This window comes from Paenibacillus sp. OK060 (assembly GCF_900101205.1).
Classification (GTDB): Bacteria; Bacillota; Bacilli; order Paenibacillales; family Paenibacillaceae; genus Paenibacillus; species Paenibacillus marchantiae.
In genome coordinates this window covers 65087-85737 of sequence record NZ_FNFR01000010.1, presented here as the reverse complement: position 1 = coordinate 85737, position 20651 = coordinate 65087, and the positions used below count along the sequence as shown (strand labels likewise).

The 20651-nt window shown below is 32.6% G+C and carries 11 protein-coding genes; 6 read left to right on the top strand and 5 right to left on the bottom strand.

What is annotated here, in order from left to right; all coding sequences use genetic code 11:
- Positions 1 to 324: 324 nt before the first annotated feature.
- Positions 325 to 1380 carry a hypothetical protein gene (locus BLS14_RS28075; RefSeq protein WP_090954993.1) on the bottom strand — a complete coding sequence of 352 codons (1056 nt, stop codon included), beginning with the start codon at positions 1378 to 1380 and terminating at the stop codon, positions 325 to 327.
- A 300-nt stretch (positions 1381 to 1680) separates the two neighbouring features.
- On the opposite strand from BLS14_RS28075, the gene BLS14_RS28070 reads away from it, so the two are divergent.
- The gene (locus BLS14_RS28070; protein ID WP_143021592.1) at positions 1681 to 2700 is read left to right on the top strand and encodes a S16 family serine protease; all 1020 of its coding nucleotides are present in this window, start codon (positions 1681 to 1683) and stop codon (positions 2698 to 2700) included.
- A gap of 373 nt (positions 2701 to 3073) precedes the next feature.
- On the opposite strand, the gene BLS14_RS28065 is transcribed toward BLS14_RS28070, so the two are convergent.
- Both BLS14_RS28065 and BLS14_RS28060 read right to left on the bottom strand, forming a co-directional pair.
- Complete coding sequence (locus BLS14_RS28065; protein ID WP_090954989.1) at positions 3074 to 3613, bottom strand: hypothetical protein; 540 nt, start codon at positions 3611 to 3613, stop codon at positions 3074 to 3076.
- 8586 nt (positions 3614 to 12199) lie between these two features.
- Positions 12200 to 13606, bottom strand: a complete 1407-nt coding sequence (locus BLS14_RS28060) for a replication-relaxation family protein (RefSeq protein WP_090954987.1) — start codon at positions 13604 to 13606, stop codon at positions 12200 to 12202.
- A gap of 651 nt (positions 13607 to 14257) precedes the next feature.
- Between BLS14_RS28060 and BLS14_RS28055 the strand changes: the two genes are divergently transcribed.
- Positions 14258 to 14575, top strand: a complete 318-nt coding sequence (locus BLS14_RS28055) for a hypothetical protein (protein ID WP_090954985.1) — start codon at positions 14258 to 14260, stop codon at positions 14573 to 14575.
- A complete protein-coding gene (locus tag BLS14_RS28050) occupies positions 14562 to 16022 on the top strand; it encodes an FtsZ/tubulin family protein (protein ID WP_090954983.1) in 1461 nt (486 codons plus the stop codon). The genes BLS14_RS28055 and BLS14_RS28050 overlap by 14 nt, the downstream gene beginning before the upstream one ends.
- A gap of 117 nt (positions 16023 to 16139) precedes the next feature.
- On the opposite strand, the gene BLS14_RS28045 is transcribed toward BLS14_RS28050, so the two are convergent.
- Together BLS14_RS28045 and BLS14_RS28040 are read right to left on the bottom strand one after the other, a co-directional pair.
- Positions 16140 to 16709, bottom strand: coding sequence for a hypothetical protein (locus tag BLS14_RS28045; RefSeq protein WP_090954981.1), 570 nt, complete (start codon positions 16707 to 16709; stop codon positions 16140 to 16142).
- Complete coding sequence (locus BLS14_RS28040; RefSeq protein WP_090954979.1) at positions 16687 to 17463, bottom strand: ParA family protein; 777 nt, start codon at positions 17461 to 17463, stop codon at positions 16687 to 16689. Before BLS14_RS28040 ends, BLS14_RS28045 begins: the two co-directional genes overlap by 23 nt.
- Positions 17464 to 17858: 395 nt before the next feature.
- Here BLS14_RS28040 and BLS14_RS28035 point away from each other — a divergent pair, with 395 nt between their 5' ends.
- Genes BLS14_RS28035 through BLS14_RS28025 form a run of 3 tightly spaced genes read left to right on the top strand, consistent with a single transcriptional unit; the run spans position 17859 to position 20641 of the window.
- Positions 17859 to 18077, top strand: a complete 219-nt coding sequence (locus tag BLS14_RS28035; protein ID WP_090954977.1) for a helix-turn-helix domain-containing protein — start codon at positions 17859 to 17861, stop codon at positions 18075 to 18077.
- A complete protein-coding gene (locus tag BLS14_RS28030) occupies positions 18067 to 19521 on the top strand; it encodes a hypothetical protein (RefSeq protein ID WP_090954976.1) in 1455 nt (484 codons plus the stop codon). Before BLS14_RS28035 ends, BLS14_RS28030 begins: the two co-directional genes overlap by 11 nt.
- A gap of 13 nt (positions 19522 to 19534) precedes the next feature.
- Positions 19535 to 20641, top strand: coding sequence for an SAF domain-containing protein (locus tag BLS14_RS28025; protein WP_090954974.1), 1107 nt, complete (start codon positions 19535 to 19537; stop codon positions 20639 to 20641).
- The last annotated feature ends 10 nt before the right edge of the window (positions 20642 to 20651 follow it).

Sequence of the window (20651 nt, the reverse complement as noted above, 5' to 3'; positions counted from 1 at the left end):
TGCGAAGACGAACCCATATCCAAGCACATACACGGTAACTTTCGATAAAAGCTTAACTAGCTGAAAAGAGGTATAAAGCAAATTTATTAACAGATATCTCATAGGATCCTGCCTTTCTTTAGAAATAAGAAAACGCACCTACCCTATTTGGATAGATGCGTACTTCGCATATACATTATTAAGTTATTTTTTACTGTACCATCCTTCATATTGCCTAGCAACTGGAATCACATAAAATAATGAACAATTTGCGTGGTAAAGACTGTTACAAAAAAATTTAAATCTCGAGCGGCTTTGGATTTTCATTATCATTTAAGTTATAAATCATTTCTCCAATTGTTTTCGCTCCATGACTTGTTTATAGATGGAGGCAGATCTACTAAGTAGATCAGAAGGTATGCTTTCTTTACTCATCGTTGCAGAAGAGTGAACGGGTAATACTTGCTCTTTCGTTTCGATTCTTTTATATTTGTCCAAAATAACTATATCGTGAAGCAACCATAAGCTCCCTGATTGTCTTAACAATCCTAGTTTCTTATATTTCTCTAGGGATCCTCTTGAGTTGTCACGACGTATCGTTCCTTTAGGTAAACCGTGTTTTTTTTCAGCTTCAGATGTTGTCATCACTTCTGAAATGATTTTTTTACATTGTTCACATATTGTGTAGTTTCCAAAAAACGTTGGAATACCGTTTTCTTTTAACCATAGATTACATTGAGAGCAACGATAAGGTATCCTTCCACCTTTTATTCGATCAACTTTACTTTGCAAATCTTGAATTTGAGCTTGTAAGCTAAAGATTTGAGTGTGTAAATCCGGAATTAAGGTTCGCATCCCTTCCATAAACTTTTTTTGCTCTTGAAGGTGATTCAGGCGATTTATTATTTCATCGATCCAAGAATTCAGTAGGTTAGTTTTTCGCCGGCCAGCTCGATAGTAGATTTCACCTACTACCTCGTGTATAAGCCAAAACTTCTCTGATTTGCGTATTAGAAACTCCGATTGAAGAGTTTTAAGAGGACCTTCACAATCTTGTTTAACAGTCCCTGGACTGTTAATCTCAAGATCTCGTTCTATCTCAGTGGTGCCTTTCACCTGTTTAATTGTACATAGACACCGCGGGCATATTAGGATGCTACCTTTGTCGCCAAGTTTAGCCGGTTCGTCCTCATTCCAAATGGGCTGCTTACATAAATGACAGTCTATCCGAGAAAATCTCAGGTTAAGTCTTTCTTTTCTCTGCTCAAAGCTTCTAATCTCTCCTTCGATACTAAATATCTGATAAGAAGCATCAGGGAGTAACTCATAATTATCTATTAGGGTTTCAAGTGTAGCTTGAAGATCCTTTAAGCGCTGATCATAGTCATCCATTATGTGCATGTAATATCCCCCATCTCAAAGGTTCACTATTGCATATATTATATTCGAAAACGCACCAACTACAAAATGAAGTAGTTACATGAATGACTTCTTCTATTATTCCTTAACGGAGTTAAAAACTCATCTAATAAAGCATGTAGTTGAGAATCTATAGTATTATGTAGTTAATCATTCATGACATAAAATATCGTTATATTGCATTTTCTCTAAATCTAAAGGCTTTTTTATTTTTCTAAGTCCTTTGGAGTATTTAATTCTGAGGTGAGTCTCCTGAGCATAAGAAAATTTAAGGTAAAGAAGATGTTTATTATTTACATATTTTTCTTGTTTGTTTTAATCATACTTTGGGGTCTGTTCAAGCCTTTAAAGGTGTCCGAGATATGGACTGCACCTGGAAGTATTCTTTCGGTTGACCCTATTATCAATGCAAAAGAAATTCGCGAAAGCGCTCAAACACATCCTACCAATCTGTACATGACTTATGTCAAAAGAACACAAATTAATTCTTGGTGGGAAAGAATAGTCCTAGGCTATTATGGTTATACAAGAACTTCTATTACACGGCTCTATGCTTCTGAAAGCGAAAGTGACTTTACTGAAAGAGATTTAACTATCTTAGGTAAAGAACTTATACCCTATATGAAACATAATATTGTAAAGGCAGCATTGGTACATGAGAATATTGATTTACCAGAAGAAATATCTAAGCCAGTTGTCGTTTTTCATCCAGAAAAATTTAAAACAGGTCAAGATCTTAAGGTTGGAGATGAAGTTCTATTCATAGATGATATAGAAGTCGACTCACCAGAAGATATTAATTTCTATCTGGAGAGCTTTAACATCGGAGATACCGTAGACGTCATCGTTCATCGTCAACGTATCACCTTAGAGATTCCAGTGACTATAAAGGAACTAGATCGCCATGGAAAAGCAACGCTAGGAGTTTATTTGAAGAACCAATTTGTTTTCGAAGGATTGTCTGTAGATAATATTATTCATTTGGATAATAACTATTCAGGCGAGTCAGGAGGTTTCATGCTGGCATTGGGTTTAATACAACAACTTGATCCAAACGTCGATTTGGCGAGAGGTAGGAAGGTTGCTGGTACAGGTGGCATAACAAGAGGTGGAGATATTCAGCCAATAAGTAACCTGGATCTAAAATTGCTTACCGCTAAGAATGAAAAAGTAGATGTTTTTATCTATCCTAAATATCAAGATCAAGAGGTTGCCAAAGCAAAAGCTACCTATAATTTAGGGGATCTAGAACTGGTAGGTGTAAGAAACCTACGTGAGGCTATAGCATATCTCAGTCAATAACTAAATTGTTTTAAGCGGTTTTGTCGAAGCGCTAGTTATTGTTGACTTTGGTCCTGGAATTTGTAACATGTCCCTATCATTATAGTTATAGTAATTAGAGTGAAATAATCCAAAAAAATTGAGAAACCTGAGGGGTTTCTCAATTTTACTAGATAGGTATTCTGAGGAAATTCCAGTGACTCTTGAGTTAACAAAAACAATCCTCATATTCCCTTCGTTTGCGGTTGACCAATTCTCATGTACTTTTAATAAGAATATCTGATCCACATGATCATGGCGATAGCTTCTATAAACTCCACTCTACGGTTGTATCTCCCTTCCATTCTTTGGTTAGGTTCACTCAACTCTTTCCACTTCTATGTTTGTTTTCTTATTAACGGTCTCGAATTTTCCCATACAAAACTTGATCAATTTTATTTAGCACTGACTGATACGGTTGTGTAGCTTCAGTGATTAATTCAGAATATTTTCGAGCGGTTTGATATCCCTTTTTGTTTCCATCATACATCATGACATGTGATTCTATTTCTAACGCAGCGATAATTGAATGGATTATATAGAGTGACTTGTTGAGATAGAGGTCATTAGATGGGCCATTAATATCCTGAATAGTTAATTCCCCATAGATAGTTGAGAATATGCTTAAATCGGACTCTTGACTATCATAATTATCACTTGACCTCAACCATTCCTTAGCACAAGTTACTCGATCTAGAATCATGCGTTTCCAAAATCCTAAATCAAAAGCATCAATTTTTATCCTAATGGGTATATGAATACCTGGAATGAGCTTTTCTGCACGCAAATAATACATAGTATCTTGTATTGCTATTACTGACTGACTAGAGGTGGATTGAATGTCTCGCTCTACTTGATCTTGAACCTCTTGTGGGCGTCGTGATATCGGGTCCATAAAATCAGCTCCTTAAGCCCTTTATACCGAATTTAGAATTTAGTAAATGGTTTTCACAAAAAAAAAACGCATCTTGCCCAAGATTGGGTAGATGCGTACTTCGCATATGTGTTATTTGATTATCATAAAGATAACATTATTTAATGTGTTTCTCAAGAGTGTATCGTGGAGAAGCTAGGGACTTAGGAAGGTCTAACAATCAGTTGGTAGGCTTTCCTAAAATAAAGTATTCATAAATATATTTATATTCATGAATACTTTAAGTAATACTGAATACTTTAGTTAAGTGTTACTTAAAGTATTCAGTTTATGACATTTTATAAATACATTCATATATTTCATTATGCTTATATATAGTACCAAATCGAATACTAATTGCTCAAATCATGTACTATCTATTTTTTCTGTACGTAGCTGTCTTACTAATAGAAGGATATCTTATTTGGGGTATACTTAATGAATCATAATATATTACTGAATATAAAATGTAATACTTTTGGATGTCATTATCCTAAAGCATTGCTAGGCAGTATTTTCGAACAGGCTGATTAGAGACCACAATAATAATGGAGTTGATAATTGTAAGTTAATTGTGTGCCCAATACAAATAGAAGAGATTGTACTTTCTATCTGTAAATTCTGTAGTTTAAATAATACATGAGTATTATTATTCTGTAATATTAATATATTATTTAAACTTAATACTTTGAGACTGTACCAACTAAGAGAACGCTAGTTATCGTTAATTTCAAGTGATGTACGTGTCCAAATCCAAGTTAATATATCTAATAAAGTAGTATATTACATAATGAAGGTTTTCTGTACTTAAAACAATTTGAACTTATAACGAAAGGTTTTCAAAAGAGCAACATTGTTATTGCGTATAGACTTTATACCAGAAGGAATGCGCTCTTACTCTCCAGTAATTATCAAAAATGTCTTATGATATTCAACGAATTACATAAACCCATCCCAGAACACAAATACGAGATGAATAAGAATATGGAGAGTCACTGAATTTCATAGAGATAGCTAAAAATTATATATAAGTTAGACATACAATCAGAACGGTATAGGAAACACCTGTTTTAAGTTAGGCAATGGGTACCAAGCTAGATATATTTAATCTGCGGACAAATGCACTGAGAAAAGATCTGCACATTGAGCTAGATTTACATCATTTTCATTTCCTATGGAAATAGGATTTCAAATGAGCCTAAACAACTTAACTCAAGGAAATGGAGTTCGTTCAGAATGGATTTAGAAAATTTAAAATGATACAGCACCGTTGAAACTTCAGGTAAAGACTTAGTCGATTGGTAAGACCATTGCATAATGTGATGCCATGCTTTGCAAGTATGCTATCTTCCAACGCGCTCCTTTTTCTGACAATATGCACGTCAGAATATTCCATGCAGATCAAATTTTACTTGGTGATTTTAATTGCGTATAAGTTTCTTTTAAATTCTTTTAGTTCTTAGAGTGGAAATAAATTTGTATTTCAAATAACTGTGGTGTCTAATGTTAGATATTTCATTCAGTTAAACATACAGTGAAAATGTTACAGGTTCCATGTTACACAGAGACACGATGTAAAGAGTATCCCTTATCACAAGAAATGATACGTTATCGTGAATTCGAATATTCTATTTGTTAACATTTTATCAATTCTACTTGTTTTATTCTTCCCTTTTTGATGGGAAGTAGACGTCAAACCCTTGATATTACTGGATTTACTATTGTTCGAACCCTAGAAGAAAGAAGTTTTTAATCAACTCATTTCTCGTAAGTGAAGAAATGATATGTTATCGTAATTCAATATATTCAATAATGTTTAAATCTATTCTTTTTTAGTATATTATTCTTCCTTTTTTCTAAAAAGGTACATGCTAAACCCTTGATATTACTGGTTTTTTAATAGATATTTGAATATTATTCATCTGATTATTTAAATTCGTGCTAACTAGCATTATGTGCATCAAGTTTACATTAACGATTCTATTCCTTATATGGACTCATTAACATTATCTCCAAGATCAATAGATAATATACTTCTAATAATAAAATATTTAATGCGTGATATATATTAGCCATGGAAGAAATACTGATTCGTTAAAATAACTAAGAGTAATGCACGAAAAAGGATAATTGAGCCTTTTCTTCTTTGATACTGTCCTACTCTCTAATGTAATTAATAGGTGATAATATTGAAATTAGGGGGGTTAATCTCTAAGTTACGTTTTGAGTGTACTCTATAATAATAAAAAAACATAAATGTAAACTAATTAAAAATGAATCTCCCTGTATAGTATTGTCTTACTAGGGCAACACTACATAGTAGGAAGACTCAGTAGTGGATCGGCAACAATATCACTTTTACTCATATTGGATGAAGTTTGTCCATTTCATAATATATAAGTATTAAGTTTACTGTTACATTATTATTTCTATTCATTAAAGTTGAGTACAACAAGTCCATATTTTAGAATTCAATATCATAGCTATGAAGTACACTAGAGAGATTAAGTTTCATTTACATATTATAAATATTTTCAATATATATGTTCAGTAAACTGTTTATCTTATAATGCTCCCAAATCAAACACAGAGTCATTTATCGGCTAAAACTTTCTACAGTTATCTAAGCATCATGATTAGAAAGAAAATAATACATAATATGAATATGTTCAGTGGTATATTCAGTTTCCATATCGTGCACAGAGGCGCTCTTAAGGAGTAGACACTAATTCGCCTTGTAAAGATCAGACAACAGTATGTATTTGTTTCAAATGAGCTTTGTTTACATCGTATATTACGTAATATATAAATATTCAGATTACTGTTACTTGGTTCTAGTGATGCTATAAGCGACAAGTCAGTTTAGTTTGGATTGAGCTGTTATGGGTTCAATCTTTAAGTTGAATCCGTACACATTAACTATATTTTTATTCACTTAAATATTCAGTTAAGTGTTACACAATTAAATGTAGTTTAGAAACAAACAATTTATTATTCATCACAGTGATCAACGATAATCCAAGCTAAGTGTTAAAGTTCTCGTACATAGTACATCGTATAAATATAATCATTTATATGTTTCGACTACTGTTACGTTATATTATAACAGGTAGCTAACCATGCACAGACTCATTTATCATTTAAGGTGTCTCACAGCGATTATAGTTATCAATTTGTAGACAATTTAGTGTGTTGAAAAATTATTACTTAATATGAATATATTCAGTTGTATATTCAGTTTAGCAACATATCCTCAGAGAGGCTTTTAAGGAGTAGATAACTCGTCTAAAGGATCAGATAATACATTTGGACGAGCTAAGATATAGTTAATTCATATATTACGTAATATATATCTATTCAGTTTACTGTTACTTGAATCTAGAGATGATATGCCAAGAAAAGCAGCTTATTTGAGATTGAGCTGATTTAGTAATCTCTAAGAAGAATCCAAACAAATTAATTATGTCTACTATTCACTTGATGTATTTAGCATGATATTCAGTTAAGTCTTACATAATTAAAAGTAGTTTAGAAATAAACAATTACTATGCATCACAGTGATTAACGTTTATCTATAATTCACAGTTTAATTTCTTGTACAGAACATACAATATAAATATTTTCATTGATATGTTTCCAAAACTTTTACATTATATTAAAACAAGTCTCCAACCTCACCCAGACTCATTTACCGTTTAAATGGATTTACAGTGATTCTAGATACATTTTTAGACTGTTTAGCGAGTTGTATTGAAAATTACGTAATATGAATATGTTCAGTTGTATATTCAGTTTGATTACACGTGCACTAAACGGCCTTAAGAAGTAGACAATAATTTGTCTAAATGATCAGACAACACGTTTTGGAAGAGCTAAAATATAGCTATTTAGATATTAAGTAATATATAAATATTCAGTTTACTGTTACTTGGTTTTAGTGAAGACTTGCCCCTAACTGATCTGATTTAGATACCCAAAACTATTTACGCTTACTTAGTGTGGATTCTAACTTTACGGAACAATTTCAACTGCCAACGAGAGTCGAAATCTTAATTTAAGTTTTTACATTGATATTATGAGACATTATTGAGTGTTCATCTTAAGGATTACATAATATATTAAGTTATCTATTACGTTTATTGAATATCAAAAACAATACAAAGAGAGTATTACTAGACCTGAAAGGTTACATCATATATTAAATAATTTATAAGTGTTCAGCTATATATGCTTCTTTATTCAACCAGTCTTATGATCAGTAAAATCTATTAATCTTGTGTTAATGTAGTTTCAACCTTTAACCAGGTTCCTAACAAAGTATCTATGATCTTTATTCTCTTTTATGATCAGTTTAGTATTCAGTTAAGTGTTCATAATTGAATGTTGCACCAAAAGAATATTGAGGATCCCAGTGTTCAACATTTTTTATGATTCACATTTCAAATTACATATTCAGATTACGTAATTTAAATATATTCAGTTTACTGTTACTTAGTTCAGGTGATTTTATTACCAATAAATCAAATTAGTTTGGATTGAGCTGATATGGTTTTACACCCACTCTGTATTTATGCTTATCCAATTTCCATTTGAGCTTTACTAAACAATTTTGTAGTCAAATTCTATCTTTAGTTGACTTCTTACTTCGATCCAGAGAGATATATCAGAGTCAGATAAGATTACATAATATATTCAGTTTTATATTACATTTACTGTTAACATATTATAAAACTAAAGAGTATAACTAAATTTAAAAAATCACATCATATATTACGTAATAGATAAGTGTTCAATTAACTGCGATATTTTATCCGCATATTTCAGCTAAATAAAATAAATTTGAGTTGATGTGTCTCAATCTTTAACCAGAATCCAAACAGGGATACCTGAGTTTTCTATTCACTTAAGAATTCAGTATAATATTAAGCCAAGTATTACACCGTCTAAATGTATTATCAGAATGCAATAATTATTGGAGATCACAGTGATCCTAGGTATCATTCTTCAACTTTTCAATGAGTTCTATTCAGAATTACATAATATGAATATATTCAGTCGTATATTCAGCTTAAATAAACGTGTATGAAACGGTCTTAAGGATTAGACAACAATTTTTTGTAAGGATCAGACAATAATATGTGTTTGTTTAGACGGGTTAGAATATAGTTACATCATATATTACGTAATAGATAAGTATTAAGTTAATGTGTTATGTAATTCAAACATTCTCACACCCAGTTAAACTGCATTTGGGGCTGATGTGGTTTCAATCTTTAACCAGAAACTAAACGTAATATCCATGTTTTATTTATTAATCTATTCAGAATGATATTCAGTTAAGTGTTACATAATTAAATGTTGTTAAAAAACCAAACAAATTATTGTGCATCATCCAAATTCCAGGTGCCATTTTTAGACTACTAAATGAGTTTAAATCGATATTACATAATATGAATATATTCAGTTGTATATTCAGTTTAGCTGCTTTTGAATTGAGGGGCTCTTTAGAGGCAGCTGGGGATCATACATACAACGTATTTGTAGTGGATCCAATAACAGTATCTATGTTACTTATTCACTTATAAGATCAGTATAGTATTATGTTAAGTCTTTAATATTGAAGCTAGTCTCAAAAGAATATTGGGAATTCCAGTATTCAACATTTTTATGACTCGCATTTTTAAGTTTTCTAATCAGATTACGTAAACTAAATATATTCAATTATATGTTCAGTTTACTGTTACGTTATATTATAAAACTCTCAAATCCAACACAGACGGGTTTATCAGGTAGAAACCCCCTGCATTTATCTAAGCATCATGTTTACAATACAAAAAAAACATAATATGAATATGTTCAGTTATATGCTTAGTTTTCTATTACTTGGTTATAGAGATATTGTGATCAACATATTGATTTAGTTTAAATTGAGCTGGTGTGTTTTCAAATACCCAACTGTATATATGCGTTCTCAGTTAAGATTTGTTCTTTTTGAAACAGTTTTTAATTCCAGCGAGAGTCAAATGCTTCTTTAATTACATCGATCCTATGAGACAAATCAAAATCTGCTAAGGATACATAATATATTGAGTTATATATTACGTTTACTGAATATAAAATAAATATAAAAAGGATGTACTTTTAGACTTTAAAAGTTACATAATATATTACGTAATAAATAAGTATTATTTTAATTTGTTATTTTATTGAAGCCTTCTCACACCCAGCTAAACTACCTTTGGGCTGATATGGTTTCAATTTTTAAACAGAATCTAAACAGAATATCCATGTGTTTATTTACTTATCTATTTAGTAAAATATTCAGTTAAGTGTTACATAATTGAATTGCAGTTAAAAATCATACAGAATATTGTGCATCATACGAAAACTCCAGGTTTCCTTTTCAGACTATAAGTTCAATTATAAATTACATAATATGAATATGTTCAGTTGTATATTTAAGTTTCTATTAACTGGTTATAGTGTTGTTGTGACCAACAAATAACTTAGTTAAATTGAGTTGGTGTGTTTTTTTAGATACCCAACTGTATATATGCGTTCAGTGAAAATTTGTACTTTATTTAACAATTTTAATTCCAACGAGAGTAAAAATGCATCTTTAGATTCTTACATCAATCTTATAAGACCAAATTAAAATCTGCTAAGTTTACATAATATATTGAATTGTATATTACGTTTACTGAATATCAAATAACTAAAACTGGGCAGTACTATTTGACATTGAAAGTTACATCATATATTACGTAATAGTTAAGTATTAAGTTGATGTGTTATTTTATTCAAGCATTCTTACACCCAGCTAAAATTGAGTTCATGTGCTTTCAATCTTTAACCAGAATCCAAACTCAATATCCATGTGTTTGATTTACATATCAATTTTGTCTGATATTCAGTTAAGTGTTACATAATTGAAGTGTTCAATATTTATTATGATCCGCATTTAAGTTATCTATTCAAATTTAAGAACCTGAATATATTTAGTTATATATTCAGTTTACTGTTACGTGTTTATATTGATTAAGACCAACAAATCAGCTTAGTTTGAACTAAGCTGATTTGTATTTAGATACACGACTGTATATATGTGTTCAATGTAGATTTGAGCTTTACGTTCAAGTTTTAATTCCAACGAGAGTTAAATTCTATCTTCTCAAATCGATCCTATGAGACAAATTAGAATGTGCCAAGATTACATAATATATTGAGTTATATATTACGTTTACTGAATATTAAGCAACTATACAAAAGCAGTACTAAAATACCTTTAAAGTTACATCATATATTACGTAATAGATAAGTATTAAGTTAATGTGTTATTTTATTCAAGCAGTCTCACACCCAGCTGAAATTTGGACTGATGTAGTTTCAATCTTTAACCAGAATCCAAAACATTATCCATACGTTTTATTCACTTATCTATTCAGTATGATATTCAGTTAAGTATTACACAATTGGATGTAGTTAAAAAATGAAACAATATATTTTGCATCACACGGATATGTTCAGTTATATCTTCATGTTAAATGCTTATGAATTGAGGGACTCTCTAGACAGTTGGGGATCATACACCGTATTTGTATTGGACTCAGTCTTGATCATTATAATTAACTAATTTTGTGTTGATGTAATTTTAATCAATACTTAATCAGGATCCAATCACAGTATCTATAATACTTATTAACTTATATGATCAGTACAGTATTCAGTTAAGTGTTCATTATTGAAATGTAGTACAAAAAAATATTGGGGGGGGGGGCACAGTGATCAACATTTTTCAAGATTCGCATTTTAAGTTATATATTCAGATTACTGAACCTAAATATATTTAATTATATGTTCAGTTTACTATTGAGTTATCTCATAATACTTAAAAATCCAACACAGACTGTTTTATCAGTTAAAACATCCTTAAGTTATCTAAGCTCTATGATCAGAATGCAAAAAAACATAATATAAATATATTCAATTATATATTTAGTTTAATGTTACTTGGCTATAGTGATATTAAGACCAAAAAATCAGCTTATTTTGAAGAGCTGATTTGGTTTCAGTATTTAACTAGAATCCAAACACGTTATCCATGTTTTCTATTCACTTATGTATTCAGTATGATAATCAGATAAGTGTTACATATTTAAATGTAGTGTTAGAAGGAAAAAAAATAATAGGACTCACTGTGTTCTATTATCATTTTTAGACTGATTTAAAAGTTACCTACAAGATTACATAATATTAATATGTTCAGTTGTATATTCAGTATACTTAAATGTTATATGAGTGGGTAATTGAGCGGAGATAGTAAAGTTTCTATGTTAAATCTGGATCCAGATAACTTACTTGATTTTTATGAGTAAAGAATTCAGTAATATATTCAGATTGCTAAATATATTACTGAATAGATGATGAATAAGTCATATAACTAATGAAATAGATGATATCGATCCTATTTGTCATATCGTTATTCATGCGGAAGGAGAGTTTAGTACATAAGCTACATAATTTACTCACAATACAATCTGAAGTCATTTTTTTAAAAAACTAAATATTTCATTCATTAAGAAATAGATTTAATGGATTTGATTCAATATGTATCCCATTTTTATCAAACCACTTATTCTCATAAACATCATGCCAAAGATACTTTTCAAAAATAGAATCAAATTCATCTTTTTGATTACAACCAATGAAATCAATGGAATGTGGTTTTTTATCCGAAAAAATTAACACAGGAATAACTTCAATTGCATTAATCCTTTTCATAGACTCAATCGTGTTAAATCTTAAAGCGAAATCTATAGCCTTGGAAATGCCACCCGTTTCATATTCATCGAACTTAACATAAAGAAAGACCTGATGTTCATTGGTATTAGTACGCGTTACAGTAAAATAAGGGTCCCAACCCAATACTTTTGCTTCGTTACCATATAAATAACAAAAACTTGAAAGGGAGGAGGTGTTCACGAGATCTTTGGCCGGTTTAGGTTGTCCAAGAAATGCTTGATCATTTAAGAATGGTCTTAAATTCAAATTCAGTCTTTTTTTAAATAGTTCTTCTTCATTTATAAAGGAAAGTACTAAATTTTCGAGTGATTCAATATTTCCTACATACAAATTTAAATATGTGCTCCAGCTGTCGATAGAATTCATATAGTTTCGGAGAATATTTTGCCACCTAGACCAGATACTTTGACGCGCGGTTGTTACAAAAAAAATGGTGTTAGGTATAGAAGTGACTAAAGAATCTCGCTCAATCCCTTGAGTTATATATGATAAAAACTGATTGTACTTAGAAAACTTCTCATATAATAGTTTACCTTTTTCGGTGCCCATATCAAACTCAACCCAGCAGTGGAATTTCTTTTCTGTACCATTTGGTCGAATAATAAATTCTCCATCCGGTCTGAAAATTTTTTTGGTTTCTATTTTAGTATTGTCATCCTTAGAGGTGAATTCTACTGAAGCATATCTATTATCTATAAAATCAAAAGTGAAATTATGTTTTATAGCTAACAACTCCATTAGAACATTGAAATCTACACCCAAGTTATGATGCTTTTGCATTCTTTCTTTTGGAGGACGGTAAAGTTCATATGGAAAATAGCCATGGTTCTTATCCCACCCTGTACTATAATAACCTTCGATTTCAGGAATATTTAAAAGACTGTAAGCCACAGACAATCCTTCTTCAGACAGGGTTAAAACCTTCGTGTTATTACCAAGTTTAGCTGCTACCTGAATAACTCCGGTCTTCTGCATTTGTGCCAACTGATTCCATATGCTTCTCATCTTAGGTAAGTTAAGAAGTTCCCATGAAAAATGAGGGTAGGTTAAAGGAATATTTTCTGGATTCAAAAGAAAAAACAATTGGTATGGGGTAAGGCTTCTATAAACAAAGAGACGCTCAATTATTTTACATTTTGTTGGAGATAACTTATGTATTGTTCGAACATCCAATTTGATGACAACTCCTTTGAACATTTGCTTGACTTGGATACATATTTAATCACTTTTCTGAAGTCTAATTTCTTGTCACTAAAAGTGTTATGTCGAGATTAACAGAAAAAAACCTTAAGTGACAATGGATCTGTCGACCTTTTATGATTTAAATATGCAGTGACATACATGGTGACAAGTTAGGTGATGGCACTGGTGATCCTGTCACTAGAGTTGTCACTCATATAATCATTGAGGTGGTCATTTAAGAAAGTCAAAATCCTGCTGATGTCACTTTAATTTAGTTTTTAGCAGCAACACCGATTAAAATGAGCGTTAACTGCAATACACAGCATTATTTATGCTAACTTTCTAACCAACCGACACAAGAGTTTATACCTTCATACTACCTTCAGATGTAAATTAAGAAATCAAGTATGAACTCAAGCTAACAAAAGGTCACCCTAGGGTCACCCTAAATTCACCACTTAGATGACTTTGAATTACAAACAGGAATCTTTATATGAGATAGAGTACATACGTGTTCATCTGTACTAGGAAGTCATTTTAATAAAAATTCTTGATTAATTTGCTAATTAAAGATTAACTCTCTATACTTAAGGATACCCATAGGTGACCTTAAGGTGACCCCATAGTAGTAGGAGGTGAAGAGTGGCCGTGTCCGAAAAACTATATACAGAGGTGCATTATCGAGCATTTCTTGATAAGTTAAGTGAGGCTCACATATCAGTATTAAGCATTATTACAGATAACAATCTCATCCCTAAAAAAGACATCATTTCTTTGATGAGCGAGAATTATTCTAAGAATCCGGTTGTCGCTGCAATAGACGCTCTTTTGTTTGCTGGTTTAATTTCATTTGAATATAGCAAAAGGCAACATAAGTTCTTTCTCTCTGATGACGGCAAAGCATTTACAGAATATGTAGCAAAACAATTTGAGGAGGAAAATTCAAATGGGTCTCTCTAATAGTAAAGTACTTACATTCATGAACGAAAATGCGTTAATCAATGATGTCTCTCTACGATTTGGTGTGATTGGAGCAGGACAGAAAGGTAATAAAGATGCCGATATTTTTGCAGGTTATACATATGCAAATGGAAAGCAAATCTACCCTAGCCTTGCCGTAAACTTCTCTAAAAATGATATGCTTCATCTTAAGAACATTCCGGTTGAAGATCGTATACATTTTGAAGATTTTAGAGGAGCCGCTCGAACACCATCCCTTGTAGTTGAGAACTTCGATCCACACTTGAACCCCAATGCAGACAAGTTGCGTAGTCAGTTAATTGAGGCAATGGAAAGAAAATTTATGGATGTTGACCACTTGTTTATTTGTGCTGGAGCTGGTGGGGGCTTCGGTACGGGCTTTGTATCACTAGTGTTAAGCTTAATTAAAGAACAATTCTTTCCTGTACCTATTACTCTTTTGCTGTCTAGTCCATTTGATGATTTTACTGAAATGTCTAATGCAATTCTTCTCCTTGCAGAAATCAAAGAATTTATTGACCTTCAAAATGAACTCTTTAGCCCAGGTCAAGAAAAACCACTTGGTAGTGTAATTCTTACGGATAACAAGAAGCTATTTAACGACTTTACAACCAAGAAGGAGAACAGACTGAACAGTGGTACTTTAATTTCTTGGAAAGATGAAGGTAACGATGCGATTATAAGTACTATACATGAGGCTAACTTAATTCCTGCTAACTTTGGATCAGACAATAGCACTTACGACCCTTCAGACTTTATTAAAATCGTACAACTGTCAGGTGGTTTCTTGAGTATTCACAAGGCTAGCATTGAAGCGCCCTATGAAAGTAATACCTTGAAAAGTAAGATGAGTAATAGTATTCAATTAGGGTACTTCTCCTGTGGCCATGATTATGAAACTGCAACAATGTATGGCGGCTTTGTACTTAGACCATCGAGTGCATCTATATTTAAAGATGTCAAAACTGAACAGACTATTAAACATGTAATCTCAGAGTTTAATAGTACAGCCCAAGGTAAATATGGAGATCCTATTTGGTTCGACGAATATGCTGTAATCTATACTATTTTTAGTGGAATGTCTTTACCAAACAGGGTAGTTGAAATGACTAAAGAATATGATGAAATGTTAGAAAAACAAAAACAGGTGAAAAACAAAGATATTGAACTGAATATCTCAAGTGTAATGGAATCTGTAAAACAATCCACTTTCAATCCATATCAAAAACGTGGAGCAAATAAATTTGGTGGAGGCATTGCTGGTGGTTTTGGCGGATCTGTTTTCAATCGGAAACAAGAAAATCAAATTGAAGATGAAGTAGCTTCAACCACTGAAGAAATTACAGAGCCTAAAAACAGATTCGGAAACAACGTGGATGATGTTAAGCCTACAAATGTTTGGAATAAAATTCAAAACCGTAAATAGATCTTACACAAAACACTATTCATCTAAATTGGTTGTGTCATAAAATACTCTTACTAAAAAGAGGTACAAAGAGCATTTGCTCCTTGTACCTCTTTCTAATAATGAGATTCAATATGTTTATAATTTGAATTCCTTATTCTGATTCACTAATTCAAGTACAATTCTTAGTCCTGAGTTAATCATCTTCGTTTTATATCCCTTTTTCTTTCCAACACATAACTTATCTAATTCCTTCAACAGTTCATTTTCGATTAGATATGTTTTACGAGTATGTGTTTCTTCCACTTTTAAGTCAACAGTGTTTGACAAAGATGAAATAATGCTCGATATCCCGTTAACAGTTGAAACTTCAGGAGGAGTAACTGTTACTTGTTCATTGTCAATTTTCGCCTCTTGAGTTTCCTGGTAAATTTCCTCCTTAACGGGATCTTGTTCTAATGGTTGTTGGTATTGTTGTACTGGTGGTTGGTGCTGTTGTTGTACTGGTTGTTCTTGTTTTGGTTGTTCTTGTGTTGGATTAATTGTAGAAAAAACCGAATCAGTACTTGAATGTGTAGATCCATCTGATACAGGTGGTAAAGAATTATTCCCACTAATAAGAGTATCGTTCAGAATACGATTTTTTTGATCTGACCCGGTAGTACCACTGTCACCCAACAATTTTTTAAACTGATCCTTTTTGGACACGGTTTAGCAACTCCTCTAAAAATTGTTGATATTGCTCAAGAGCATCTCGGTCTTCTTTAGTCGTGTTTTGAATACCAAGAATTGAATACTCTTTAATTCGATTACGTCTTTTAATTACAGTATCGAATACCCAGTCCTCATAATCTTCCCTAGCTTGATCAATAATCGATGAGTCGATTCGAGTTCTGGAATCCGACATACTTGGTAGAATACCAGCTAACTTCAATGTAGGCGTAATTCTTTCTTTAATAAGTTCCACCAATTGAAGGTACCTTGGGATAGCTTTAAAACACAAAGGTTCCGATTGAAGCATTACAACCACATAGTCACTAGCAGATAGTGCAGATACAGAAAGATCTCCTAAGTTAGGTGGCTGATCAATAAGTATAAAATCATATTGATCTTTTATGATATCCAATGTTTCTTTTAGAGAGGTAGGAACGACTCTATTTACATTTCCTAAAGCTCTGCCTAATGTCGAAAGGATGTCATCCGCCGGCAACAAGTCAAGGTTCTCATTCACTTTGACAATGTACTTAGATGGATCTAAATCAATAATTGCGTTTAGTACTGTATTATCTTCAAAAGAGTAAATGTCTTTCCCGGATAATATTTGTGTAGTATTGCCCTGCGAATCAAAATCAACAGTTAAAACCTTATATCCTCTTTCAGCTAAAAGATAACTAGTAATGCATGTAGTAGAGCTTTTACCCACTCCGCCTTTTTGTACTCCTATAGATACTGTGATACCCATGATATCCTCCAGTTCGGTATAAATATACTTATACTCTATATTGGTGGATAGTGGAGCAAGAGTCAAGTGTATTGCACACAAAACTGAATACTTAAGTGTTAAATGAACACTATAGTATTCAGTTTTATATTACATAATATGTTTTTAGACATGAAAAATAATACAACATTAAGTCTATAGAATTTGAATAGACTAAGATTCACTGGACGGGGTGGGCGTAGTAAAAAAACTTAAAATCAAAATTGTTGACATAGATCAGTTAATAATCTATATTGTGTATAAATAAACCAAATATGATCCGGACGGGTCCTCAAAAAAGCGAAGCACGCTCAATGCCTAAGGCATTAAGCGTGCTTTTTTTGTTTTCTTACCCTGAAGGAAAGGGGTGACAGTGATTGGATTATACACCTGGGGAACTGATGCGTATCCATAGAACAAGACAAGATATCACTCAAAAAGATCTTGCAGACCGCATTGACTCATTCCAAGTGAGAGTCAGTAGATTGGAAAATGGAGTCAAGCCACCCACACCTGACGAGATAAAGAAGATAGAGCAAGTTCTTGGAACAACTATTTGGAGTCAACAAAGGGGAGATGCAATGAATGGTACCTGATTTTGAGCAAATGAAAAAAAAGAACATCATAATTGCCATTCCAAACCCTGCTTTTGCAGAGGCTTTAAAAAAGCATTTCGAAAATGAAAATATTAATGTATTAGAAGTTTGCGTTGTTGTCGATCACCTAGTGGAAAGGCTTCACTTAATTAAAGAAGATCCTTCAATCACTCTAGATGGCATCATTATTTCAAGCTCTCTCGCTGTAAAGCAGTCTGATAAAAGGCACGAGTTTCTTGCAGATGTAATTGATAGAATACGTGAAGATTTTAGTGACAGTTCTATCATTTTTTTATCAGATGAAAAGCAAGGTCATCCATTGTTGGCTGAATTAGTATCCATGGGAATTTACAATATATTTTTGAAATCACAAAAATCAGAACCCCTAAATATTAAACAGTTAATTAAATGTATAGACTCCCCCTTACCTTACAGTGAGGTGAAAAAGTATCGGAATTATGACCAAGGAATCTCATGGAGACGATTTGTTAATGGTGCTCAATCTATAACTATCAATATTGAAGGGCAGAACAAAGATAAGGCCCACAGACGACAGGAAAAACAGAGCCTGAAAGAAAATGAAGTTGCTTCTAATGCTTCGGATGAAATAGAAATCTCAGAGAAAATTCATAATGTAGAGCAATTACCTAAGAATAACAAACCCATAACCAAAACAGTTTTACCGGACATTATGGAAGAAGAATTAGAGGAATCAGATTTTTGGGTTCTACCTGATCTGAAGCAGAAAATTGTTGTAAGGGATCGGATTGTCGGTAAATCAGTCATATCCGTAGTAGGTGTTGAAAAAGGCGTAGGCACAACCCATTCGTCCATACTAATAGCAAATTATCTGGCAAGTCACGGGTATACAGTTAAGTTATTGGAACTAAGCGGAAATAACGAATTTGTTTTTATCGAGAAAGCCTATGAAGGTAAAAACGTAAACACTCGTCTTAGTGATGAATTCGAAATTGAAGGCGTAACTTACGTGAAATCAACAGATGATTTTGAAATGGCTGACCATCTGAATTCAGAGCATACACATATTGTTCTCGATATGGGAACGTATGATACCTCTGAACATATACCTGAATTTCATCGGGCAAGTACACAAATTGTTGTTGCTTCAGGTAGTGAATGGAAACAACACTATATTAAAAGGTTTTTGTCATCCAATCTTGTTGATCTGGAAAGATGCATCTTCATGATTCCCCTTGTCAGTAAACAAAGCATTGTCGACATCAAAAAAGATCATGATGGAATACGAGCATTAGATATTCCATTTCACTCTGATCCTTTTGATTCCCAGGATGATACGGATGAACAATTTGATCTGGTGTTTGATCGAGGATTTACGAAGAAGAAAAGGATGATAAAGAGATCCATTCTTATACTAGCAATAATCATACTTATGTTTTTGTTAATTTTCTTTATTTCAAAATGAGGGGTGTATGTAATTGTCCAAAGTAAGGCAGCGTACAAAAAATTTGATTATAGCTGGTATCGTAGGGGCTCTATCTATGGGGGTTTTATCAACCGGTGGGGCTATCTACCTCATTAAGCAGCAAGCTAAAGATCAAAAAGCTTTGAGAACACATTATGAATCTCAACTCGTTGAGGCAGAAGCACTACTTCAACACCAACAATCAACTATGAAAACAGTCGTGGTAGCCTCAAAAGCACTTAAAGAGGGTGACAAGCTAAAGAAGGAAAATTTGAAAGTCATTCAAATTCCTGAAACAGATGCTCCAACAAACATGGTTCAATCTCCAGATGATCTTTATGGAAAGATTGTCAAAATTGATGTAGGTGAGAATACACCCATGATCAATTCAATGGTATTTGACAACGGCCCAACCCCTCGTGATCTTCGGATACAGGAGTACAATGTGATGTTACTTCCAACCAAACTGAAAAAAGGTCAATTTGTAGACGTGCGCTTAACCTTCCCAACAGGTGAAGATTTTATCGTTCTATCAAAGAAAAAAGTCGAAGATCTTTCCGGCACAACTGTTTGGTACAAAATGAATGAAGCTGAATTACTGGTAATGACAAGCGCGATCGTGGATGCGTACCTCAACGGTGCAAAACTTTATGCCGTTACTTACGCTGATCCATATATGCAAGAAAAAGCAATTCCTAACTATCCAGCAAACTTGAAAGTGATTGACCTCATTCAATCAGACCCGAACGTACTGACATATGCTAAAGAGCAATTAAAAAGAGCAGCACGACAAGTACTTGAAAACAATCTCTCTCAAATGGACGAAGCAGACAAAATGAAAATCCAAAATGGGAGCTTGATCCTACAACAAGAAGTTGCTAACAACCAACTTACAAGTCAACAAAACAACGAGGCAGTTACCGGAACACAGACAACTCCTGCACCAGATACAAATACAGCGCCTAGCACATTGACTGATAATTCAGTAGATCAAAATCCAACATCACAAACAACAGAGGCAAGTAAAGAAAGCATTGTTCAGCCGATAGCACCCGAAACCGATAATTCTACAAGCGAAGAAAAACAAAAAGACGTGTTTGGGCAGCCATTAGTGAAATAGAACGGAGGGG

What these genes read in the sequence shown, in the direction of transcription:
- BLS14_RS28070 (WP_143021592.1), top strand. Translation starts at nt 1,681, where the DNA reads ATGTTTATTATTTACATATTTTTCTTGTTTGTTTTAATCATACTTTGG.
- BLS14_RS28065 (WP_090954989.1), bottom strand. Translation starts at nt 3,613, where the DNA reads ATGGACCCGATATCACGACGCCCACAAGAGGTTCAAGATCAAGTAGAG.
- BLS14_RS28050 (WP_090954983.1), top strand. Translation starts at nt 14,562, where the DNA reads ATGGGTCTCTCTAATAGTAAAGTACTTACATTCATGAACGAAAATGCG.
- BLS14_RS28075 (WP_090954993.1), bottom strand. Translation starts at nt 1,380, where the DNA reads ATGCACATAATGGATGACTATGATCAGCGCTTAAAGGATCTTCAAGCT.
- BLS14_RS28040 (WP_090954979.1), bottom strand. Translation starts at nt 17,463, where the DNA reads ATGGGTATCACAGTATCTATAGGAGTACAAAAAGGCGGAGTGGGTAAA.
- BLS14_RS28030 (WP_090954976.1), top strand. Translation starts at nt 18,067, where the DNA reads ATGGTACCTGATTTTGAGCAAATGAAAAAAAAGAACATCATAATTGCC.